Source organism: Terrabacter sp. 05T424, from assembly GCF_056396225.1.
Map to the genome: position 1 here is coordinate 215,031 of NZ_JBFTLB010000003.1, position 21,999 is coordinate 237,029.

At 71.1% G+C, this 21,999-nt stretch carries 17 protein-coding genes; 13 read left to right on the forward strand and 4 right to left on the reverse strand.

The annotated features are described in order from the left end of the window. Window positions 1-148 precede the first annotated feature (148 nt). The 3 genes from acnA (at window position 149) to AC1DE0_RS10185 (ending at window position 5,721) form a co-directional block, all read left to right on the forward strand. Entirely contained in the window at window positions 149-2,932 is a 2,784-nt protein-coding gene (gene acnA, locus AC1DE0_RS10175) for an aconitate hydratase AcnA (RefSeq protein ID WP_478099958.1), read from the forward strand. A gap of 148 nt (window positions 2,933-3,080) precedes the next feature. Beyond that, the gene (locus AC1DE0_RS10180; RefSeq protein ID WP_478099960.1) at window positions 3,081-4,229 is read left to right on the forward strand and encodes a peptidase C39 family protein; all 1,149 of its coding nucleotides are present in this window, start codon (window positions 3,081-3,083) and stop codon (window positions 4,227-4,229) included. Window positions 4,230-4,401: 172 nt separating this feature from the next. Further along, window positions 4,402-5,721, forward strand: coding sequence for a peptidase C39 family protein (locus tag AC1DE0_RS10185; protein ID WP_478099962.1), 1,320 nt, complete (start codon window positions 4,402-4,404; stop codon window positions 5,719-5,721). A gap of 4 nt (window positions 5,722-5,725) precedes the next feature. On the opposite strand, the gene AC1DE0_RS10190 is transcribed toward AC1DE0_RS10185, so the two are convergent. Further along, window positions 5,726-6,478, reverse strand: a complete 753-nt coding sequence (locus tag AC1DE0_RS10190; RefSeq protein ID WP_478099964.1) for a VOC family protein — start codon at window positions 6,476-6,478, stop codon at window positions 5,726-5,728. Between the two features lie 32 nt (window positions 6,479-6,510). Between AC1DE0_RS10190 and AC1DE0_RS10195 the strand changes: the two genes are divergently transcribed. The 8 genes from AC1DE0_RS10195 (at window position 6,511) to AC1DE0_RS10230 (ending at window position 14,937) form a co-directional block, all read left to right on the forward strand. Beyond that, on the forward strand, window positions 6,511-6,888 hold the full coding sequence (locus AC1DE0_RS10195) for a hypothetical protein (protein WP_478099966.1): 378 nt from the start codon (window positions 6,511-6,513) through the stop codon (window positions 6,886-6,888). Window positions 6,889-6,996: 108 nt separating this feature from the next. Beyond that, entirely contained in the window at window positions 6,997-8,865 is a 1,869-nt protein-coding gene (gene dxs, locus AC1DE0_RS10200) for a 1-deoxy-D-xylulose-5-phosphate synthase (RefSeq protein ID WP_478099968.1), read from the forward strand. Between the two features lie 411 nt (window positions 8,866-9,276). Then, complete coding sequence (locus tag AC1DE0_RS10205) at window positions 9,277-10,497, forward strand: substrate-binding domain-containing protein (RefSeq protein ID WP_478099970.1); 1,221 nt, start codon at window positions 9,277-9,279, stop codon at window positions 10,495-10,497. A 16-nt stretch (window positions 10,498-10,513) separates the two neighbouring features. Continuing rightward, complete coding sequence (locus AC1DE0_RS10210) at window positions 10,514-11,248, forward strand: ABC transporter ATP-binding protein (protein ID WP_478099972.1); 735 nt, start codon at window positions 10,514-10,516, stop codon at window positions 11,246-11,248. Between the two features lie 14 nt (window positions 11,249-11,262). Continuing rightward, window positions 11,263-12,003: an ABC transporter ATP-binding protein gene (locus AC1DE0_RS10215; RefSeq protein ID WP_478100131.1), complete on the forward strand. Its 741-nt coding sequence runs from the start codon at window positions 11,263-11,265 to the stop codon at window positions 12,001-12,003. Then, a complete protein-coding gene (locus AC1DE0_RS10220; protein ID WP_478099974.1) occupies window positions 12,000-12,884 on the forward strand; it encodes a branched-chain amino acid ABC transporter permease in 885 nt (294 codons plus the stop codon). Before AC1DE0_RS10215 ends, AC1DE0_RS10220 begins: the two co-directional genes overlap by 4 nt. After that, the gene (locus AC1DE0_RS10225; RefSeq protein WP_478099976.1) at window positions 12,881-14,014 is read left to right on the forward strand and encodes a branched-chain amino acid ABC transporter permease; all 1,134 of its coding nucleotides are present in this window, start codon (window positions 12,881-12,883) and stop codon (window positions 14,012-14,014) included. Before AC1DE0_RS10220 ends, AC1DE0_RS10225 begins: the two co-directional genes overlap by 4 nt. Beyond that, entirely contained in the window at window positions 14,011-14,937 is a 927-nt protein-coding gene (locus AC1DE0_RS10230; protein WP_478099979.1) for an alpha/beta fold hydrolase, read from the forward strand. The genes AC1DE0_RS10225 and AC1DE0_RS10230 overlap by 4 nt, the downstream gene beginning before the upstream one ends. 195 nt (window positions 14,938-15,132) lie before the next feature. Here the strand turns inward: AC1DE0_RS10230 and AC1DE0_RS10235 are convergent, their stop codons facing one another. Both AC1DE0_RS10235 and AC1DE0_RS10240 read right to left on the reverse strand, forming a co-directional pair. Then, window positions 15,133-17,025, reverse strand: a complete 1,893-nt coding sequence (locus AC1DE0_RS10235) for a helix-turn-helix domain-containing protein (RefSeq protein WP_478099981.1) — start codon at window positions 17,023-17,025, stop codon at window positions 15,133-15,135. 62 nt (window positions 17,026-17,087) lie between these two features. Beyond that, the gene (locus AC1DE0_RS10240) at window positions 17,088-17,909 is read right to left on the reverse strand and encodes a 3-hydroxybutyrate dehydrogenase (protein ID WP_478099983.1); all 822 of its coding nucleotides are present in this window, start codon (window positions 17,907-17,909) and stop codon (window positions 17,088-17,090) included. 216 nt (window positions 17,910-18,125) lie between these two features. Between AC1DE0_RS10240 and AC1DE0_RS10245 the strand changes: the two genes are divergently transcribed. Further along, window positions 18,126-19,667 (forward strand): carboxylesterase/lipase family protein, encoded by a 1,542-nt coding sequence (locus tag AC1DE0_RS10245; protein WP_478099985.1) that lies wholly within the window; start codon window positions 18,126-18,128, stop codon window positions 19,665-19,667. Beyond that, window positions 19,664-20,518: a 2-oxo acid dehydrogenase subunit E2 gene (locus tag AC1DE0_RS10250; protein ID WP_478099987.1), complete on the forward strand. Its 855-nt coding sequence runs from the start codon at window positions 19,664-19,666 to the stop codon at window positions 20,516-20,518. The genes AC1DE0_RS10245 and AC1DE0_RS10250 overlap by 4 nt, the downstream gene beginning before the upstream one ends. Here the strand turns inward: AC1DE0_RS10250 and AC1DE0_RS10255 are convergent. Beyond that, window positions 20,452-21,981: a helix-turn-helix domain-containing protein gene (locus AC1DE0_RS10255; protein WP_478099989.1), complete on the reverse strand. Its 1,530-nt coding sequence runs from the start codon at window positions 21,979-21,981 to the stop codon at window positions 20,452-20,454. The genes AC1DE0_RS10250 and AC1DE0_RS10255 overlap by 67 nt on opposite strands. Window positions 21,982-21,999: the final 18 nt, after the last annotated feature.

Below are 21,999 nucleotides of genomic sequence, written 5' to 3' on the forward strand. Positions count from 1 at the left end.
CGCTCCACGGGCAGACAACGTCCCGCGCTCGGGACAGGATGGGCGGGTAGGGGTGGACTGACAACGACCACCCCGTGTGGTTAGATATATCTTGACGTCAAGATAAATCGAGCACCGTGACATCTTCAGTTGCTGGAAGGAGCCCGTCGTGGGCAGTGTTGACAGCTTCAAGGCCAAGGGGACCCTCGAGGTCGGTGGCCAGTCCTACGAGATCTACCGCCTCGCAGGCGTCGAGGGGCAGGAGACCCTGCCGTACAGCCTCAAGGTCCTCCTCGAGAACCTCCTGCGCACCGAGGACGGCGCGAACATCACCGCCGACCACATCAACGCGGTCGGCTCGTGGGACGAGAACGCCGAGCCCGACACCGAGATCCAGTTCACGCCCGCACGCGTGATCATGCAGGACTTCACCGGCGTGCCCTGCGTCGTCGACCTCGCCACGATGCGTGAGGCCGTCGCCGACCTCGGCGGCGACCCGGCCAAGATCAACCCGCTCGCCCCGGCCGAGCTCGTCATCGACCACTCCGTCATCATCGACGTCTTCGGCCGCGCCGACGCCTTCGAGCGCAACGTCGAGATCGAGTACCAGCGCAACCGTGAGCGCTACCAGTTCCTGCGCTGGGGCCAGACCGCGTTCGACGACTTCAAGGTCGTCCCGCCGGGCACCGGCATCGTCCACCAGGTCAACATCGAGCACCTCGCCCGCACCGTCATGGTCCGCGAGATCGACGGCGAGCGCGTGGCCTACCCCGACACCTGCGTCGGCACCGACTCGCACACGACGATGGTCAACGGCCTCGGCGTGCTCGGCTGGGGCGTCGGTGGCATCGAGGCCGAGGCGGCCATGCTCGGCCAGCCCGTCTCGATGCTCATCCCGCGCGTCGTCGGCTTCAAGCTCAAGGGTTCGATCCCCTCGGGCGCCACGGCCACCGACGTCGTCCTCACGATCACCGAGATGCTGCGCAAGCACGGCGTCGTCGGCAAGTTCGTCGAGTTCTACGGCGAGGGCGTCGCCCAGGTGCCGCTCGCGAACCGCGCGACCATCGGCAACATGAGCCCCGAGTTCGGCTCCACCTGCGCGATCTTCCCGATCGACGACGTCACGCTCGACTATCTGCGCCTGACGGGCCGCTCCGACGAGAGCGTCGCGCTCGTCGAGGCGTACGCCAAGGAGCAGGGCATGTGGCTCGGCACCGACACGGCCCAGGCCCGCTACAGCGAGTACCTCGAGCTCGACCTGTCGACCGTCGTCCCCTCGATCGCCGGCCCGAAGCGCCCCCAGGACCGCATCGAGCTGTCCGCTGCCAAGGAGTCGTTCCGCAAGGTGCTGCCGACCTACGTCGCGCACGACGAGGGCGACGCCGGCGAGGCCGAGTCGTTCCCGGCGAGCGACCCGGGTGTCGACGACGGCGGCGACAAGCCCGCCGACGGGGCCACCAACGGCCGCCCCTCGAAGAAGGTCTCCGTGACCGACGCCGAGGGCCGCACCTTCGACATCGACCACGGCATCGTCTCGATCGCCTCGATCACCAGCTGCACCAACACGTCGAACCCGTCGGTCATGATGGCCGCCGCGATGTTGGCGAAGAACGCCGTCGAGAAGGGCCTCTCGGTCGCCCCGTGGGTCAAGACCTCGATGGCGCCGGGCTCCAAGGTCGTCACGGGCTACTACGACAAGGCCGGCATGTGGCCCTACCTCGAGAAGCTCGGCTTCCACCTCGTGGGCTACGGCTGCACGACGTGCATCGGCAACTCGGGCCCGCTCAACGAGGAGATCTCGCAGGCGATCAACGACGCCGACCTCGCCGTCACCTCGGTGCTGTCGGGCAACCGCAACTTCGAGGGCCGCATCAACCCCGACGTCAAGATGAACTACCTGGCGAGCCCGCCGCTCGTCATCGCGTACGCCCTCGCCGGCACGATGGACTTCGACTTCGAGTCCGAGCCGCTCGGCAAGGACTCCGACGGCAACGACGTCTTCCTCAAGGAGATCTGGCCGGCCCCGGAGGACGTCGAGTCGACGATCGCCGCGAGCATCAACCAGGACATGTTCACCGAGGACTACGCCGACGTCTTCGCCGGCGACCAGCGGTGGCAGTCGCTGCCGACCCCCGAGGGCGACACGTTCGCGTGGGACGGCGAGTCGACCTACGTGCGCAAGCCCCCGTACTTCGACGGCATGTCGATGGAGACGACGCCGGTCGCCGACATCGAGGGCGCCCGCGTGCTCGCCAAGCTGGGCGACTCGGTGACGACCGACCACATCAGCCCGGCCGGTGCGATCAAGAACGACAGCCCGGCCGGCAAGTACCTCGCCGAGCACGGCATCGAGCGCAAGGACTTCAACTCCTACGGCTCGCGCCGCGGCAACCACGAGGTCATGATCCGTGGCACGTTCGCCAACATCCGGCTGAAGAACCTCCTCCTCGACGGCGTCGAGGGCGGCTTCACGCGCGACTTCACCAAGGACGGCGAGCAGACCACCATCTACGACGCCGCGCAGAGCTACGCAGAGGCCGGCACGCCGCTCGTCATCCTGTCGGGCAAGGAGTACGGCTCCGGCAGCTCGCGCGACTGGGCCGCCAAGGGCACGAGCCTGCTCGGGGTCAAGGCCGTCATCGCCGAGAGCTACGAGCGCATCCACCGCTCCAACCTCATCGGCATGGGCGTCATCCCGCTGCAGTACCCTGCAGGCCAGAACGCCGACTCGCTCGGCCTCGACGGCACCGAGACCTTCTCGATCACCGGCATCACCGCCCTCAACGAGGGCACGACGCCGAAGACCGTCAAGGTCGTCGCCACCAAGGAAGGCCAGGAGTCGGGTGCTGTCACCTTCGATGCGGTCGTGCGCATCGACACCCCGGGTGAGGCCGACTACTACCGCAACGGCGGCATCCTCCAGTACGTCCTGCGCTCGCTCGTCGCGAGCTGACGCACTGCCGTACGCCGGGCCCGGTCACCGCACTCGCGGGGGCCGGGCCCGTCGGCGTGCCGGCGCCACAGCGCCCGTCGACGTATGCCGTGTGGATCGCCCACCACCCGGGTCGGCGGGCAGATGTTCCGGGTGGCATGCTCGTCCGGTGAGCGAGCGACACGCCGTCCTGACGGTCTGGGAATCCGGGTTCGACTGGAGGCCGGCCGCCGACCTGACCTACGCCGACGCCCACGTCGACGACGCCGGGGAGATCACGTACTCGGCCCGGACATGGGAGTCGCCTGTCGTCGAACTGCCTTTTGCGGCAACGGAGCTCATCCCGTCGTGGAACGCCCGCACCCCGCAGGGCACCTGGCTCCACGTCGAGGGCCGGGTGGGCGACGCCGGTGGCTGGACCCCATGGTTCACCTTCGCCCGATGGGCCGAGGACGACCCGGCGGGGGAGTCGCCGATCACCCGCACGACGGTGCGTGGCCAGGAGCTCGCGGCCGGCCGCGTGTCCACCGACACGTGGCTCTCCGCGCCCGGGCGCGGGTTCGAGCGCTGGCAGCTGCGCCTCACCTCGCTCGGAGGCGCCACGACTCCCGACCAGGTGGCGCTGTCGCTGGTGGCAGGGGCCGCGCAGCGCATGACCATCGCCGAGGACGCGCCGACGAGTGAGCCCGGGGTCGGGCGAGGCCACGAGATCCCCGTGCCGCCACACTCGCAGCGGCTGCACCTCGACACCTTCCCCGACTGGGACCGCGGCGGCCAGTCGTGGTGCTCGCCGACGTCGGTGACCATGCTGCTCGAGCACTGGGGCGTCGCGCCCGGCGCCGAGGAGTTCGCGTGGGTCGGCCACGGGACGGACCCCCAGGTCGTGCACGGGGTGCGGCGCGTCTTCGACCGCGCCTACGGTGGCGCGGGCAACTGGGCCTTCAACGCGGCATACGCGGGCGCCCGCGGACTGCGGGCCTACGTCACGCGCCTGCGTGACCTCACCGAGGCGGAGGCCTTCGTCGCCGCTGGAGTGCCCCTCGTCGTCTCCGTGGCGTTCGACGAGCACGAGCTCGAGGGGGCTGGCTACGACACGAACGGCCACCTGCTGACGATCGTCGGCTTCACTCCCGGCGGCGACGTCGTGTCCAACGACCCCAACTCCGGCCGGATCGCGAGCAACGACGAGGTGCGGCGGGTCTACCGGCGCGACCAGTTCGAGCGCGTCTGGCTCGGCGACAACGGCGGGCTCGCCTACGTCGTGCACCCGCGAGGCGTGCGGCTGCCGACGCCACCAGCCGAGGCCAACTGGGCCTGACCGGCGGGGACAAGGGCCCCAGGGTCAACGGGACGTAAATTTCCTGCGGAATCTGGGGCTTCAGCGCGAAAAACTAGTCGCACTAGGCCCCGTGGCGGCTCCACGCGGTGTTGACTGACCGCGTTTCGGCGTGCCGGTCGGGCCGGCCGTCCCTCCGTCGGAAGGTGTCCCCATGTCGCGTCCCACCACCAGCTCCCGGATCGTCCACGCAGGAGCGCCCGGACGTCGCGCCGTCATCGGGTCCGCTGCCGGCGCAGCGCTGCTCGGCGTCGTCGAAGCCCGGCCGGCGGGTGCGGCTGGGACGGTGCCGACCGGCGTCGACCCGGCGCGCCACGTCTCCTATCGCGAGTGGAGCGGTGAGCAGCTCGGCGTCGCCCGCTTCACCGGCACCCGCGACTACGTCGACCCGCACGAGCCCGGCGCCGTGAGTCAGCGCTTCGACGTGGCGACGTGGACCTCGCCCGTCGTCCGGCCGGGCTTCGGCCTGACCGAGCTGGTGGCGTCGTGGAACGCCGACACCCCGGGCCGCTCGTGGGTCGAGGTCTGCGTGCGCGGTCACGGCGTGGACGGGACCTGGAGCAAGGAGTACGTCCTCGGGCGCTGGGCCCGCTGGGACCCGGCAGACGGCGGCGGCATCCACCGCACGTCGCTCAAAGGCCAGGGCGACCCCGTCGCGACGGTCTACACCGACACCCTGGCCACCCGCACGGGCGTGACGTTCGTCGCGTGGCAGCTCGTCGTGCGCCTCATGCGTCCCGAGGGCACCGTGCACGCACCACGGATGCGCTCCATCGGCGCCATGGCGTCGGCGCTGCCCGACGTCGAGCGCGTGCCTCGCAGCGCGAACGGGCAGGCCTGCGGCCGCGTCCTCGACGTCCCGACGTTCTCGCAGGAGACCCACATCGGTCACTTCCCGCAGTGGGACAACGGCGGTGAGGCCTGGTGCTCGCCCACCTCGACGTCGATGGTGCTCGCGTACTGGGGCGCCGGTCCGCGCAGCGACGAGACGGCCTGGGTCACGGACGCGATGCCCGACGAGCACGATCCCCAGGTCGACTTCGCGGCCCGCAACGTCTACGACTACACCTACGACGGCGGCGGCAACTGGCCGTTCAACGCTGCGTACGCGGCCACGCGGCCGGGCATGCGGGGCTTCGTCACCCGCCTGCGATCGCTGACCGAGGCCGAGGAGTTCATCGCCGCCGGAATACCGCTGGTGACGTCTGTGTCGTTCGTGAAGGGCGAGCTCGACGGTGCCGGCTACGGCACGAACGGCCACCTCATGGTCGTCGTCGGCTTCACACCCGACGGTGACGTCGTGTGCAACGACCCTGCCTCGCACCTCATTCGCGACAACGCCGAGGTGCGCGTCACCTACGACCGCGAGCAGTTCGAGAACGTCTGGGTGCCGCACAGCGGCGGCATCGTCTACGTCATCCACCCCGAGCGGCACCCGCTGCCCAGGGCGCCGCGCCCCGAGGCCAACTGGTGACCGATCAGGGAGTGCGGTCGGTGACGCAGTAGAGCGAGCCTGCCGGATCGCGCAACGTCGTCCAGCCACCGCCGTGGTCGGCGACGACGGAGGCCCCGAGCTGCTCGTGCCGAGCCACCTCGACCTGCCGGTCGTCGCAAGCGAGGTCGAGGTGGCCGGTCACGCTCGGCACGTCGACGTCGAGGCGCTGGAGCAACAGGCGGATCGGCATGCCGTCCGGCCTCTCGAGGTAGCGGAACTCGCTGCGCCGGAGCGAGTTCCGCTGAGGCCAGCGGGTCAGCTCCGACCAGAACGTGCACTCGGCCTCGTACGTGCGCGCCGGGATGTCGAGGCACACCTGGTCGACGATGCTCTCGTGCTGCTGCGACCACCGGGCGGGCCCCGGACGGGTTCCGAGCTGCTCGTGGACGAAGCAGAACGTGAAACCGCCCGGGGAGCGCATCACGATGTAGCCGTCCGGCTCGGAGTGCGTCACCGTGGCTCCGAAGGACCGGGCGCGAGCCGACGCCTCCTCCGCCGAGACCACGTGGACGTCGAGGTGGACCGAGGGGCCCGTCGGGGCGCTACCTCCTGCACCCGTGCGCTGGACCTTCAGGAACGGGTCGCCCTGAGGTGGCAGGAACGTCGTGAACGCGGCGTCTGCGCCTCGCGGCGGCGAGACGGCATACCCCGTGACACCCGTCCAGAAGCGGGTTCCGGTCTCGTGGGCGTCGGGCGGCAGGTCGAGGAAAGCCGTCATCCAGCTGACCGTCGTCATGCCCGAAGAGTAGGGGAGGCACACTTGGGGGCATGCCCACGCCGACCGGACACACCCCGCCCGGGTGGCCCCATGGCGTCCCACCGGCCCACACGCCCGGGTGGGAGGACCGCGCCGTCCTGTGGCTGCTCGACCAGTGCCCGCCCGACTACCGGGCGTATGCCGGGTGGCGGCGCCATCCCATCGCGCTCGCCTGGCTGGCCGGCCGGCACGTCGACGGCCAGGCGGTCGCGATGCGCGATGCCTGGCGCGAAGCTCGGGTCGCGGTCGGGCCGCACGTGCCTGCCGAGGCCCTCACCGAGATCCTTGGGCAGATCGAGGCCGAAGGCATCCGCCTGATGGCCACGTCGCGGTCGGTCAAGCTGCTGCAGGAGGCACTTCAGGGCAAGGTCTTCGCCCCGCGGTTGTGAGGATGGTGTGACGGTCGTGACAGTGGCGTGCGTGCGCGTGCGGGAGACCCCGCGCGTCGACCCGTAGACTCGATCGACTTCACCGAACACCCGAGAGGACGAGGCAGCGTGGCCCTGCTGGAGACCATCACGAGCCCTGCGGCGCTCAAGGCGCTGCGGGCTGACCAGCTGCCGGAGCTCGCGGAGGAGATCCGCACGTTCCTCGTCACCGAGGTGTCCAAGACCGGCGGTCACCTCGGTCCGAACCTCGGTGTCGTCGAGCTGACGATCGCCATGCACCGGGTCTTCGACTCGCCGCGCGACACGTTCATCTTCGACACCGGGCACCAGTCGTACGTGCACAAGCTGCTCACGGGGCGCCACGACTTCAGCAAGCTGAAGAAGCAGGGGGGCCTCTCCGGCTACCCGAGCCGGGCTGAGTCCGAGCACGACGTCGTGGAGAACTCCCACGCGTCCACCGCGCTGTCGTGGGCCGACGGCATCGCCAAGGGGCGCCGGCTCCGTGGCGAGACCGACCGACACACGGTCGCACTCATCGGCGACGGCGCCCTCACCGGTGGCATGGCCTGGGAGGCGATCAACAACATCGCCGTCGACAAGACGCTCCCGCTCACCATCGTCGTCAACGACAACGAGCGCTCCTACGCACCGACCATCGGGGGACTCGCCGACCACCTGGCGACCCTGCGCACGACCCGTGGCTACGAGCGGTTCCTCGACTGGGGCAAGCGCTCCCTTGCCCGCACACCGGTCGTCGGTGGCGCGATGTTCGAGACCCTCCACGGGGTCAAGAAGGGCATCAAGGACATCATCGCGCCGCAGGGCATGTTCGAGGACCTCGGCCTGAAGTACATCGGCCCCGTCGACGGCCACGACGAGCCGGCCGTCGAGCGGGCCCTTCGCAAGGCCAAGGACTTCGGCGGCCCGGTCATCGTCCACGTCATCACCCAGAAGGGCCGTGGCTACCAGCCGGCGATCGACGACGAGGCCGACCAGTTCCACGGCGTCGGCAAGTTCAACCCCGAGACCGGCCTGCCGTTCGAGGTGTCAGGCCGCATCTGGACCGACGAGTTCAACGAGGAGATGGTGGCGATCGGGGCCGAGCGTCCCGACGTCGTCGCCCTCACGGCAGCGATGCTCATCCCCGTCGGCCTCGACGGCTTCGCCGCGGCCCATCCCGACCGCGTCTTCGACGTCGGCATCGCGGAGCAGCACGCAGTCACCATGGCGTCCGGGCTCGCATACTCGGGCCTGCACCCGGTCGTCGCCGTCTACGCGACGTTCCTCAACCGCGCCTTCGACCAGTTGCTCATGGACTGCGCGCTCCACAAGGCCGGGGTGACCTTCATCCTCGACCGGGCGGGCGTCACGGGCAGCGACGGCGCCTCGCACAACGGCATGTGGGACATGACGCTCACCTCGATCGTCCCCGGCCTGCGCCTCGCGGCCCCCCGCGACGGCGAGCAGGTCAAGCGACAGCTCCGCGAGGCCCTCGACGTCTCCGACGGGCCGACGGTCATCCGCTTTCCCAAGGGTGACGTCGCCGACCCGCTCACCGCTGTGCGCACGAGCGGCGACGTCGACGTGCTCTTCGAGAACTCCGGCACGGACGTCGACCTGCTCGTCGTCGGGGTCGGTGCCTTCGCCGGCCTCGCGATCGAGGCCGGCGAGAAGATCGCGGCCCACGGTCGCGCCGTGCGCGTCGTCGACCCCCGCTGGGTCGTGCCCGTGAGCGACAACCTCGTCGAGCTCGCCCGTCAAGCCAAGGCGGTCACCGTCATCGAGGACAACCTCGTCAGCGGCGGGGTGGGCTCTGCCGTCACCCTCGCGCTTCGTGCGGCCGGGGTCGACGTGCCGGTGCACGCCTACGGCGTCCCGAAGCAGTTCCTCGAGCACGCGTCACGCGGGCAGATCCTCGAGGAGCTCGGCCTGACCGCCGACCAGGTCGTCGCCGACCTCGAGCCACGACTGCACTGACCCACCCCGAGCAGCGACGGCCCGACCCAGTCGAGTGCTCACCTCCCGACGGGCACTCGCGTCGGGAAGTGAGCACTCGTTGGTGGGGATGGGTCGAGTGCTCACTTTCCGACGGGTACTCGCGTCGGGAAGTGAGCACTCGTTGGTGGGGATGGGTCGAGTGCTCACTTTCCGACGGGTACTCGCGTCGGGAAGTGCGCACTCGATGGGGTGAGCCGGGCGCCGCACGAGTCGAGTGTCCTGTTCCCGACATGACAGAGGTGGCGGGATGCCACATGCGTCTCACCCGTTTGTGGGGGCGGGTCCCACCGCCGCCGGGTTCTGCCTGACCTAGGTTCGCCGAAACGGTTGGGCGTCAACGGATCTCGTTGCAGCAAAGGCGCGAGCGCCCGCCAGAGGTGGAGGACGTCGGTGTCCAAGCGGTGGAGTCTCGCGCTCGCGAGCGCCATGATCACCCTGTCGGTCGCGGCCTGCGGGTCGCCGGGTCAGCCAGGCGCCCCTGCCGCCGGCGACGCGTCGGGCGGCGCCGCCGCTGGCGGTGGCGCGCCGTTCAAGGTCGGTCTCGTCTACTCGAAGTCGGGTCCGCTCGCCAGCTACGGCGCGCAGTACCGCCAAGGCCTAACCGCCGGGATCGACTACGCCACGAAGGGGACTGGCAAGGTGGCCGGCCGCTCCATCGAGCTCTCGGAGCAGGACGACGCCGGAGATCCCGCAAAGGCCGTGGCCTCCGCGACCGACCTCATCGGGAAGGGCAACAAGATCATCGCAGGTTCGACGTCGAGTGGCGTGGCCCTCCAGGTGGCACCGCTCGCCAAGGACAACAAGATCCTCTTCGTGTCGGGCCCCGCCGCGGTGGACGCCGTCACCGGCGCCAACCGCTACACCTTCCGCTCCGGCCGGCAGACCTACCAGGACGTTGCCACGGCGGGCAGCATGCTCGGTGACGTCAAGGGCAAGAAGGTGACCGTGCTGGCGCAGGACAGCGCGTTCGGCAAGGCGAACGTGGCTGCGGTCACGGCCATCCTCGGGGCCAAGGGAGCGACGGTCGGATCCGTCGAGGTACCGGCCGCCGCGACCGACCTCACGCCGTTCGCCACCAAGGTCAAGGGTGCGGCGCCCGACCTGCTCTTCGTCGCCTGGGCCGGCGCGAACGCCACGTTCATGTGGACCACCCTCGGCCAGCAGGGCGTCTTCGACCAGACCAAGGTCGTCACTGGCCTCGACATCAAGCCGACGCACCCCCTGTTCGGCGAGGCGGCGACCAAGATCAACTTCCTGTCGCACTTCTTCGAGGGTGCCGCCCAGAACCCGGCCTACCAGGCCCTCGACGCCGGGATGAAGAAGCTGGGCGCCACCGTCGACCTGTTCACCAACGACGGCTTCGTCGCCGGGCAGATGATCGTGCACGCCCTCGAGGGTGGTGGGGACGACGTCGAGAAGATGGTGACCTCTCTGGAGGGATGGTCGTTCGAGGGCCCCAAGGGCAAGCTCGAGATCCGCGCCGACGACCACGCGCTGCTGCAGCCGATGTTCACCGCCACGCTGAAGAAGGACGGCAGCAACGTCGTGCCGCAGCTCGTCGACACGCTCGACGCCGCGGCGGTCGCCCCGCCCGTCACGCCCTTCAAGTGATCGGACCTCTTCCGTCGTGATCAGTGCTGAAGCGGTCGGCTGGAAGGTCGGCGGTGCCCAGATCCTCGACGACGTGTCGCTGTCCGTTGGGGCCGGTGAGCTGCTCGGCATCATCGGCCCCAACGGGGCAGGCAAGTCGTCGTTCGTCAACGTCCTGAGCGGCGTGACGAGACCGACGACCGGTCGGATCACCCTGGGCGACAACGACGTCACCCGGGCCAGTGCCACTCGCCGGGCCCGGCTCGGTCTGGCCCGGTCGTTCCAGACCTCCGCGCTCTTCGACGGGCTCACGGCGGGCGAGAACGTCCGCCTCGCCATCCAGGCAGCGGGACCGGCACCGTTCTCGCCCCTGCGTGGCGCGGGATCGGCGTCGAGCGACGTCATCGATGCGCTCCTGGCCCGAGTCCGTATGCCGGGGCGCGGGCGCACCTTGGCCCGCGACCTCTCGCACGGCGAACGTCGCAAGCTCGAGCTCGCGATGTCGCTCGCGTCAGAGCCGACCGTGCTCCTGCTCGACGAGCCGATGGCCGGGGTCTCCGCCGAGGACGTCGACGGGCTGACGGAGATCATCGGTGGGGTGCGTGACGCGGGGGTGGCGGTCGCCATGGTCGAGCACCACATGCACGTGGTGCTCGGGCTCGCCGACCGGGTGGCGGTGCTGCACCACGGGGAGCTGTTGGCCGTGGGAGCACCGACGGACGTTACGTCCGACGAGCGGGTCCAGCAGGCCTACCTGGGAGAAGCACTGTGACCGACGAGAGAGACATGACCGACCGGGCGCCGGGCGCCGACGCACCGCCGGTGCTGGAGCTCGACGACGTGCACGTCCGCTACGGCGGGTCGCACGTGCTGCAGGGCGTGTCGTTCGCGGTGCCCGCGACAGGGGTCACGGCATTGCTCGGACGCAACGGGGTCGGCAAGACGACGACGCTCAAGTCGGTCATCGGTCTGGCACCGACGTCGGGGCGGATCCTGCTGCACGGCAGAGAGATCCAGCAGCAGTCGACCTCACGGATCGTGCGCGGCGGTGTCGGTTACGTGCCCGAGGACCGCGAGGTCTTCGCCGGCCTGACCGTCGACGAGAACCTCCGCCTGGTCGACCCCGACCTCGGCGTCGACGCCCCCGTGGTCGGCAGGCTGTTCCCCGACCTCGTGAGGCGGCGCGGGCAACGTGCCGGCACCCTTTCCGGCGGCCAGCAGCAGATGGTCTCGCTCGCGCGGGTGCTCCTTCGGGACAATGTGCTGCTCCTCGTCGACGAGCCCACGAAGGGTCTCGCGCCGAAGCTCGTCACCGAGGTCGCCGACGTTCTCGCCGAGGTGGCGCGCACGACCCCGCTACTGCTCGTCGAGCAGAACCTCCCGCTCGTGCGGCGCATCGCCGACCGGGTCGTGGTCCTTGATGCCGGCCGCGTCGTACACCGAGGACCCGCAGCCGATCTCGTCGCGGACGTCGACCTCACCCGTGAGCTGCTCGGCGTCTCGATGCGACGCGAGGGGGCGGCATGAGCGACCTCGTCCTACTTCTCGTCACCGGCCTCGGCCTCGGGGCCCTCTACTTCATCGCAGCGAGCGGCCTCAGCCTCATCTACGGGCTGATGGGTGTGCTCAACTTCGCGCACGGCGCGTTCATGACGGCGGGTGCCTACGCAGGCTGGACCACGATGGACGCGCTCCCGGCCGCCTGGCCCACGGTGTCGCGGCTCGGGCTGGCCCTGCTCGCGGCAGTGGCCGTCGGAGCCGTGATCGGCCTGGGCGTCGAGGTCGTGCTGATCCGGCCCCTCTACCGCCACCACATCCAGCAGGTACTCGTCACCGTCGGCCTCTCCCTTGCGGGCGTCGCTGCGGCACAGGGCATCTGGGGATCTGATCCCCGCCCCGTGGAGAAGCCCTCGTGGATGAGCGCGACGAGTGACGTCCTGGGTGCGCGGCTGCCCAACGACCGCCTCGTCTATGTCGTTGTGGCGGTGGCCCTGTTCGCCGGCTTGATGGCCCTGCTCCACCTGACCCGGCTCGGCCTCGTCATCCGCGCGGGAGTCGAGAACCGCACCATGGTCGAAGCCCTCGGCCTCAACGTCCGGCGCACCTTCACCGTGGTCTTCGCGATCGGCGGAGCCGCCGCGGGCCTGGCCGGAGTCCTCTACTCGCAGTACGCGGGGGCGGTCTCACCGGGCCAGGGCGGCTCGCTGCTGATCTTCGCCTTCATCGTCGTCGTCATCGGTGGCATGGGCTCGCTGCCCGGAACAGCAGTGGCCGCTGTGGTCGTGGGCCTGGTCCAGCAGCTCGCGAACTACTACGCGGCCAGCGGGGTGGGGGACCTGTCGGTCGTGCTCCTCCTGGCCCTCGTCCTGCTGCTCCGCCCGACGTCCCTGAAAGGGGCCCCGGCATGACGTCCTCGACGCAGACCACTTCTGCTGTCCGCACGCCCGCGGGAGCGCCGAAGGCGACAGGCGGCCGGGTCGACCCCACCCCGCCGCGGGTGCGCCGTGTGAGTCGGGCACTGCGGGCCCTGCCCGCCGTGGTCGTGGTGGTCGCCCTCGCGTACCTCCCCTACGTCGCCGTCGAGCTGCCCGGCATCCTGCCGGGTCGCGTCAACGGGCCGGGCTCGATGCAGCTGCTCGCCACCTGTCTCGTCGTCGGGGGGATCGCCCTGAGCTACGACGTGCTCTTCGGGCGCACCGGACTGCTCAGCTTCGGGCACGCCCTGTTCGTGGCGGCGGGCAGCTACCTGCTGACGATCTCGCTCTCCACGTGGGACCTGCCGCTGCCCGTCGCCGTGCTCGCGGCGCTCGGGCTCACGACGCTGCTCGCGGGGGCGGTCGGGGCGATCGCCCTGCGCGTCGGCGGGATCGCCTTCGCGATGGTCACGCTCGCCTTCGCTCAGGCCGCGTCCATCATCGTGATGCGCAACCCCGGCGGCCTCACTGGAGGTGAGGAGGGGCGGCCCCTCGACCGTGACGCCCTGCCCGACGTCCTGGTCGGGGTCACCAACGCGCCCTACCGCTACTGGCTCGCACTCGCCTTCGTCGTCGTCGCGTGGCTCCTCGTCACGCTGCTGGTGCGCTCGCGGGCCGGCCACGCGATGGCGGCGGTCCGGGAGAACGAGCGGCGCGCCGCGGTCCTGGGTCTCGGCACCTACCGGGTGAAGCTGATGGCGATCGTCGCGGGATCGTTCCTCGGGGCGCTCGGCGGCGTCGTCCACGCGCTCGTGCTCGGCGGGTCCAACCCGCACCTCACGACCTCCGAGTTCACCCTGGCGCTGCTCGTCATGGTGGTGCTCGGCGGAGCCGGCAGCCGATGGGGCGCCCTGCTCGGTGGGGTGCTCTACACGTACGCCGACGCGCGGCTCGTCGAGGTCAGCAACGCGACCTTTCTCCAGTCCGCGCCGGACGTCGAGCGTCAAGTGCTGTCGCAGCCGCTCTTCATCCTCGGCGCGTTCTTCGTCGTCGTGGTGTACTTCGCACCGTCGGGCCTGACCGGGCTCGGTGGCCGTCTGATCAGGAGAGCGGGGTCCAGGTGAGCGCCACGTCTGCCTTCGTCATCGAGCTGCCCGAGGGCAGCCTCGCCATCCACGACCTGAGTCTCGGCAACCCTCCGCCCGATGCGCCGGTCGTGCTTGCCGTCCACGGGATCACCGCCAACGGCCTGTCGTGGCGCCGGGTCGCCGACGAGATCGGCCACCGTCACGGCCCGGGCGCGGTGCGCGTCCTCGCCCCGGACCTGCGCGGCCGTGGCGACAGCCGGTCGGCGCCGGCACCCTACGGGCTCGGTTCGCACGTCGACGACCTCGTGTCGGTCGCGACGGCGTTCGCGGCGACTCCGCTGTTGCTGGGGCACTCGATGGGCGCGTTCATCTGCGCCCTGGCCGCCGCTCGCCATCCCGATCGCTTCTCAGGGGCCGTCCTCGTCGACGGTGGTCTTGCCTTCCCCGTGCCCGACGACCTCGACGTCGACGCCGCCCTGCAGTCCGTCATCGGCCCGGCCATGGACCGGTTGTCGATGCGCTTCGCCGACCCGGCGGCCTACCTCGACTTCTGGTCGCAGCATCCCGCGCTCGGACCGGTCCTTCGCGGTCCCGGCGGCGACGCAGCGCGTGCCTACATCGCGCACGACCTCGTCGAGGACGCGCCGGGGCAGTGGCGCAGCACGTGCGTGCTCGACGCGGTGCGGGCCGACGGCGCAGACGTCATGGCCGACCCGGAGACGCACGGCGCGCTGCGCTCGGCCGTGGCCGACGGCGTGCGCGCCGAGCTCGTGTGGGCCGCGCGCGGGCTGCTCGATGAGCCCCAGGGGCTCTACGACGAAGGGCGCCTCGCCGCCCTGAACGTCCCTGAGGGCGTGCGGACCTCCAGGGTCGACGCGAACCACTACGACATCGTGCTCGGCGACGCGGGCATCAGCGCGGTGGCTGACGCCGTCGACCGGGGCCTCGGCGCGCGCTGACGACGGCGTCACCCATTCCGGGTGATGCCGGGACCTCGACAGGCTCGTGAGCATGGGCGCATGGCCGCACAGCGCGTTACCGTCGACAAGTTCGCCCGCGCCGAGACGGATCGGATGTTCGCGGCGATCGTCACGTGTTGACGTCGGGAGCGTCAACACGTGAACTCCTCCGTCGAGCCGGCGACCTGACGACAGCTACGACGGCGCCTGCAGGGAGCGCAGTCGCAGGGCGATCTGCAGCTCGAGCGCGTGCTCGGGCTGCTGCCAGGACTCGCCGAGGAGGGCGGTGATGCGCTCGAGCCGCTGCGACACGGTGTTGACGTGGACGTGGAGGGTGCCCGCCGCGTGGCGCGGGCTGCCGCCGGCGCCGAAGTACGCCGCGAGCGTGCCCACGAGGTCGGTGCCCCGACGCTCGTCGTAGTCGACGACGGGGCCGAGCAGGCGGCGTACGTACTCGTCGACGTCGGGAGCCGAGCCGACGATGAGGCCCGCGAAGCCGAGCTGGGTCGCCGCGGCGCCCTTGCCCCGGTGGCCCAGCGCGATGAGGGCGCCCACGGTGCGGTGGCCCTCCTCGTACGCGTCGGCGATGCGGTCGACGTCGCTGATCGGCCCCACGCCCGCCACCGTGACGCAGGTGCGCTTGCCGATGCGCGCCGCCGCCGACCGTGCGAGGCCGTCGGAGTCGGTGCCGGGGACGAGCACGATGACGTCGCCGTCGTGCGACCCCACGAGGGCGGCCTCCCCGGTCGCCGCGCTGGCCGAGATCAGCAGGGCCCGGTGCCCACCCGTCTCCTCCCCGCGCAGGACGAGGAGGCAGAACGGCCGCTGGGGGTCGAAGCCCACGGTCTGGGCCAGGCCGAGCCGTTCGTCGCGCGAGCCGCGAGCGCTGACGAGGTCGCTCACGAGCCGGTTGCGGGCCGACTGACGGGCGTCCGCGGCCTGTCGCTCGAAGAGCAGGACGAGCGCAGTGACGACGCCGGCGCGTTCGACGGTGCGCTGGTCCGAGTCGCCGAGGACGAGCCCGCCCACGTAGATGGTGCCGAGACGCTCACGGGCAGCAGTGACGGCCACGGCGTAGACGCCGTCCTGCTCGACCAGGCGCCCGGTGCCGAGTCCCGGCAGGGCATTGAGGCTGGCGAAGGGGTCGGCTCCGCCGGTCGAGCGGGCGGGAGCCGGACCGGCGGCGCTGTGCCGCTGGCCGTTCTCGTCGACGAGCACCGCCCAGCCACCGAGCAGCTCGGCAAGTGCGTGGGTGATGTCGTCGACGCCACCACCGCCCAGCACGAGCGAGGCGAAGCGGTCGTGTGCCGCGGCGGCCTTCTCGACCCCCTCCGCGTACTGCCGGACCGTCTCGTGCGCATCGGACAGGGCGGCGAGGGCGTTCTCGGCGTCAGCCAGCGCGCGCGTCTGCACAAGGGTGACGGCGGCGAGGGTGGCCAGGTTGCCCAGCAGGCCGACCTCCTCGCGCGTGAAGGGGCGTGACGAGCGGTTCGCGGCGAAGAGCACCCCGACGAAGTGGGACTCGACGATGAGCGGCGTGCCGCAGATCGCGATGATCCCCTCCTCGCCGACGGCGCTGTTGATCGCCTCGGTGTGCCGGAACCTCTCGTCGGACCAGTAGTCGGCAGTCCAGTAGGGCTTGTGGGTCGAGGCGACGAGGCCGCCCAGGCCGGCACCGAGGGCGAGGCGCACCGACTGGAAGGCGGCCGACACCGACCCGTCGGTGGCCCGCATGAAGGTGTCGCCGGCTTCGGGGTCGTAGAGGGTGAGGTAGGCGAGGTCGGTGCCGACGAGCCGGCGCGCCCGTCGGACGATGGCGTCGAGGACCGAGCCGGGGTCGCTCTCGGTGGCCAGCTCGCGCGCGGTGTCGAGCAGCGCGGCGAGGCCCGCCTCGCGATGCTGGTGCACCTCGCGGGCACCCGCGATGCGCAGGGCGACGTCACGGGCCTCGGCCGGTGCTGGTGCTGCCGCGACCTCGGCGACGGGGGCGTCGGCGGCGAGCAGCTCCAGCAGGTGCAGGACCTGCTGGGCGTGCAGGGTGGCATCCGCCGGCTCGGCGGTCTGTGACGTCTCGCTGCGGGTGGCCACGGGCAGATCCTAGGCGCGTCGTAGGTGGCGGATGGGGGTGGTCTCGGATCGGGGGGTGCGCCTCAGTGCGCGGTCCAGCCGCCGTCCATCGAGAAGGAGGTCCCGTTGACCGAGCCGGATGCCGGCCCGCACAGGAAGAGGGTGAGTGCGGCCACCTCGTCGGGCTCGACGAGACGCTTGACGGCGACGGGCGCCAGCATGACCTTCTCGACGACCTCGGCCTCGGGGATGCCGTGGGTGCGGGCCTGGTCGGCGATCTGCTTCTCGACGAGCGGGGTGCGCACGTAGGCGGGGTTGATGCACGTCGAGGTGACCCCGTGCGGGCCGCCCTCGAGCGCGACGACCTTCGACAGCCCCTCCAGCCCGTGCTTGGCGGTCACGTAGGCCGACTTGAACGCGCTGGCCCGCAACCCGTGGACGCTGGAGATGTTGACGACCCGGCCCCAGCCGCGGTCGTACATGTGCGGGAGGCTCTGGCGGATGAGCCGGAACGGCGAGACGAGCATGAGGTCGAGGATGAAGTCGAACCGCTCCAGCGGGAACTCCTCGATGGCGCTGACGTGCTGGATGCCCGCGTTGTTGACGAGGATGTCGACCTCGGTCGGCAGGTCGGCGAGCCCGTCGAGGTCGGAGAGGTCCGCCGTGATGGTCGAGAGCGCTGCGCTCTCGGCCAGCGCAGCGAGGCCCTGCTCGTCACGGTCGACCGCGTGCACCTTCGCGCCCGCCCCGGCCAGGGCTCTCGCGACACTCGCCCCGATGCCGCTCGCGGCACCGGTCACGAGGGCCGTCCGACCGGTCAGGTCAATGGGTTCGTTGACCGCGGTCCGGGCCCGCGTGGGGGAGTCCGGGGCGGCGTCGCGTGCGTCGGTGCGGGCGTCGGCCATGCGGAGAGACTAGGGAGGCCCTCCGGAGCCACCTGTGTGGTGACCTGACACAAAACCCCGGGTTCCATGTGTCTCCCGCTCACGTCCGGACCCACCCTGCAGCAGGCCGCCAGCGAGCCGTTCGGCAGGCCGGGCGGCCGCGTGTCGGGGTGCCGGGACCTTCGCCTCTGGTCCCCGTCCCGGCCGCCGACGCACGGTGGACGGGTGGAGAGTGTCGTGTCGACGGTGTACGGGGCCGTGCGCGGCGTCGTGGGCGACGGGGTGCACGCGTTCCTGGGTGTCCCGTACGCCGCCCCGCCGGTCGGCGCCGACCGGCTCCGACCGCCTCGTCCACCGGTCGCCTGGGACGGGATCCGTGAGGCGCGCAGTCCGGGACCGGAACCACCCCAGGTGGCGCCGCCACAGACCGGCGGGCCGCCGGCCGGTGCGGGGGAGAGCTGGCAGGACGTGGGCGCCGCCTTCGAGGCGGTGCACCGGGCGCCCGCGTCGTCGGACTACCTCAACCTCAACCTCTGGACGCCCGACCCCGGTCGGGCGGGCCTGCCGGTGATGGTCTGGATCCAGGGCGGCATGTTCGAGCTCAGCTCGACCGCGGCGTACGACGGCAGTCGCTTCGCCAGCGACGGCGCCGTGTGCGTCGTCATCAACTGGCGCCCCGGCGTCGAGGGGTTCCTCTACCTCGACGACAGGGTCGCGGACCTCGGGCTGCTCGACCAGGTGGCAGCCCTGCGGTGGGTCCGCGAGAACATCGCCTCGTTCGGTGGCGACCCGGGGAACGTGACCGTCTTCGGCGAGTCGGCCGGCGCCATGAGCATCGGTTGCCTGCTTGCGATGCCCGACGGCGCGGGCCTCTTCCGGCGAGCGGTGCTGCAGAGCGGCGCGGCGCACCACGTCGTGGGGACGGAACACGCGTTGCACGTCGCGCACGACCTCGCGCTTCGGATGGGCGTCGCGCCCACGCGGGAAGCCATCGCCGACGCGGGTGTGCCACGGCTGCTGGCCGCGCAGGTCGAGCTGAAGCAGGACCTCATGGCACATCCCGACCCGGACCGCTGGGGCCTGCCCCTGGTGGCGAGCCTGATGCCCTGGCAGCCGGTCGTCGACGGAGCGGTGCTCCCCGGCCCACCCCTGGAGCGGATCGCGGCCGGTTCGGCCCGTGACGTCGACGTGCTCGTCGGGACCAACACCGACGACTGGCGCCTGTTTCTCGTCGTCAGCGGGGCGTTGCCCGGGATCACGGACGAGGTGCTGCTCGGCGACGTCCGCAGCCACGGCTACCAGAGCCTGGCGGCGTACGGCCTGGATGCGGAGCTCGCCCTGCGCGCGTACCGGACCCGATACCCGCAGTCGGTGCCCGGCGACCTGCTCGCCGCGGTCCAGACGGACTGGTGGATGCGGATCCCCGCCATTCGCCTGGCCGATGCGCACGCCGACGACGCTCCGGTGGCCAGCACCCACATGTACGAGTTCGCGTGGGCCGCACCGGGGCTGGGTGCCGTGCACGCCGTGGAGGTCCCCTTCGTCTTCGACACCGCTCGGAGCGACGCGCCCCTCTTCGGGCCGCTGCTCGGGCCCGAGCCGCCCCAGGACCTGGCGCGGACCATGCACCGGGCCTGGGTGGACTTCGCGTCGTCGGGGAACCCGGGCTGGCCGGCCTACGACACCGATCACCGCTCCACGTACCGCTTCGACACCACCTGCACCGTGCTGGAGGACCCTCGCGCCTGGGAGCGCGCCACCTGGGACGGCATGCGATGAGCGCAGAGCGAGCCCAGCCACCCGGCTACGTCGTCAGGCGCGTGGGCAGGGAGCGCGACCCGGTGCTCGACCGGCTCGTCGGGGCCAGCAGGCGATTCCAGGTGCACGCCCTCGTCGAGCTCGACGTCACCCGCGCCGCCGAGCGGATCGGCGCCGCTCGCGGGCAGGTGTCGTGGACGGGGTTCGTCATCGGCTCGGTGGCCAGGGCCGTGGCCCTGCACCCGGCGGTCAACGTGCGCAGGGCCGGCCGGCACCTGGTCTGCTTCGACCGCGTCGACATCGGGGCCACGGTCGAGCGCGGCACCAGCGACGACCCGATCCTCGACATCGCGCTGCTGCCGGCCGCTGACCGGCTCAGCTGTGCCGAGGTCACGTCGATGCTCCACGAGGCCAAGGTGGGGCCGCCTCCGACCCACGAAGCCACACGCGCGGTGACGACGCTGCTGCGCCTGCCGGCGCCCCTGCGTCGACTGGGGATCCGTGCCCTCGGTGCTCAGCCGAGGACTGCGGCCCGCTTCGGCCCGGCCGTCGGCATCACGTCGCTGGGGATGTTCGCCAACGCGTGGGGCTGGGCCATCCCGTTCGCCCCGCTGACCGTCATCGTCAGCGTGGGCAGCGTCGTCGAACGGCCGGCCGTCGAGGGTGGTGTCGTGGTGGTCAGGCCGCGGCTTCCCCTCACCGTGACGTTCGACCACGCCGTCGTCGACGGCGCACCGGCCGCGCGCTTCGTCGAGACGCTGCGTGATCTCGTGGAGGCCGGCGCAGCCCTCGACGAGCCCAAGGGTCAGATGTCGCGGAAGACCTCGATGGTCGCGCCGAGCGCGTTGAGCCGGTCGGCGAGGTCCTCGTAGCCGCGGTTGATGACGTAGACGTTGCGCAGCACCGACGTGCCCGGCGCGGCGAGCATGGCCAGCAGCACGACGACGCCGGGGCGCAGGGCCGGCGGGCACATGACCTCGGCCGCCCGCCACCGGGTGGGCCCCTCGACGATGACCCGGTGCGGGTCGAGCAGCTGCACGCGGGCACCGACCTTCGTCAGCTCGGTGAGGTAGATCGCCCGGTTCTCGTAGACCCAGTCGTGGATCATCGTGCTTCCCTCCGCCACCGCACCGATCAGCGCGAAGAACGGAAGGTTGTCGATGTTGAGGCCCGGGAACGGCATCGGATGGATCTTGTCGGCCGGGGCCTTGAGCGGGCCCGGGATCGTCGTGAGGTCGACGAGGCGGGTCTTGCCGTTGGCCGACATGTACTCGCCGGTGAGGTTGTACTTCATCCCCATGCCGTCGAGCGTCGCGAGCTCGATCTCGATGAACTCGATCGGCACGCGGCGGATCGTGATGGAGCTGTCGGTGACCACGGCTGCCGCGATGAGGCTCATCGCCTCGATGGGGTCCTCGCTCGGGGCGTACTCGACGTCGACGTCGATCTCGGCGAGCCCGTGCACGGTCAGGGTGGTGGTGCCGATGCCCTCGATGCGCACGCCGAGCTTCTCGAGGAAGAAGCAGAGGTCCTGGACCATGTAGTTGGGGCTCGCGTTGCGGATGACGGTCGTGCCGGCGTGGCGTGCGGCGGCCATGAGGACGTTCTCGGTCACCGTGTCGCCGCGCTCGGTGAGCACGATGGCGCGGTCGGGGTTGACCGACCGGTCGGAGCGGGCCTCGTAGAAGCCGTGCGTCGCGGTCACCTCGAGCCCGAACGAGCGCAGCGCGCTGAGGTGGGGCTCGACGGTGCGGGTGCCGAGGTCGCAGCCGCCGGCATACGGCAGCTGGAAGGACTCGTGCTCGTGGAGGAGCGGGCCGAGGAACATGATGACGGTGCGCGTGCGGCGCGCGGCCGCGACGTCGATGTCGTCGAGGTTGAGCTCGGCCGGCGGGATGATCTCGAGGTCGCTGCTGTCGGGCAGCCAGCGGGTGCGCACGCCGATCGAGGCAAGCACCTCGAGGATGCGGTTGACCTCCTCGATGCGCGCGAGGTTGCGCAGCGTCGTGCGGCCCCGGTTGAGCAGCGCTGCGCAGAGCAGGGCCACCGCGGCGTTCTTGGAGGTCTTGACGTCGATGGAGCCGTTGAGCTTCTGTCCTCCGACGATGCGCAGGTGCTGGGGCCCCGAGTGGCCGAGCGAGACGAACTCGGAGTCGAGGGCGTCACCGATCTTCGCGAGCATGTCGAGGCTGAGGTTCTGCTTGCCCTGCTCGATGCGCGTGACGGCGCTCTGGGAGGTGCCGAGGAGCTCGGCGAGGTCCGACTGGGTCATCCCCTTGTGGCGTCGTGCGTCGCGGATGAGGGTTCCGATGCGGGTCAGGTAGGTCTTGGGCACGACGCCGACCCTAACTCA

What these genes read in the sequence shown, in the direction of transcription:
- AC1DE0_RS10185 (WP_478099962.1), top strand. Translation starts at nt 4,402, where the DNA reads ATGTCGCGTCCCACCACCAGCTCCCGGATCGTCCACGCAGGAGCGCCC.
- AC1DE0_RS10190 (WP_478099964.1), bottom strand. Translation starts at nt 6,478, where the DNA reads ATGACGACGGTCAGCTGGATGACGGCTTTCCTCGACCTGCCGCCCGAC.
- AC1DE0_RS10195 (WP_478099966.1), top strand. Translation starts at nt 6,511, where the DNA reads ATGCCCACGCCGACCGGACACACCCCGCCCGGGTGGCCCCATGGCGTC.
- AC1DE0_RS10215 (WP_478100131.1), top strand. Translation starts at nt 11,263, where the DNA reads ATGACCGACCGGGCGCCGGGCGCCGACGCACCGCCGGTGCTGGAGCTC.
- AC1DE0_RS10220 (WP_478099974.1), top strand. Translation starts at nt 12,000, where the DNA reads ATGAGCGACCTCGTCCTACTTCTCGTCACCGGCCTCGGCCTCGGGGCC.
- AC1DE0_RS10225 (WP_478099976.1), top strand. Translation starts at nt 12,881, where the DNA reads ATGACGTCCTCGACGCAGACCACTTCTGCTGTCCGCACGCCCGCGGGA.
- AC1DE0_RS10240 (WP_478099983.1), bottom strand. Translation starts at nt 17,909, where the DNA reads ATGGCCGACGCCCGCACCGACGCACGCGACGCCGCCCCGGACTCCCCC.
- AC1DE0_RS10250 (WP_478099987.1), top strand. Translation starts at nt 19,664, where the DNA reads ATGAGCGCAGAGCGAGCCCAGCCACCCGGCTACGTCGTCAGGCGCGTG.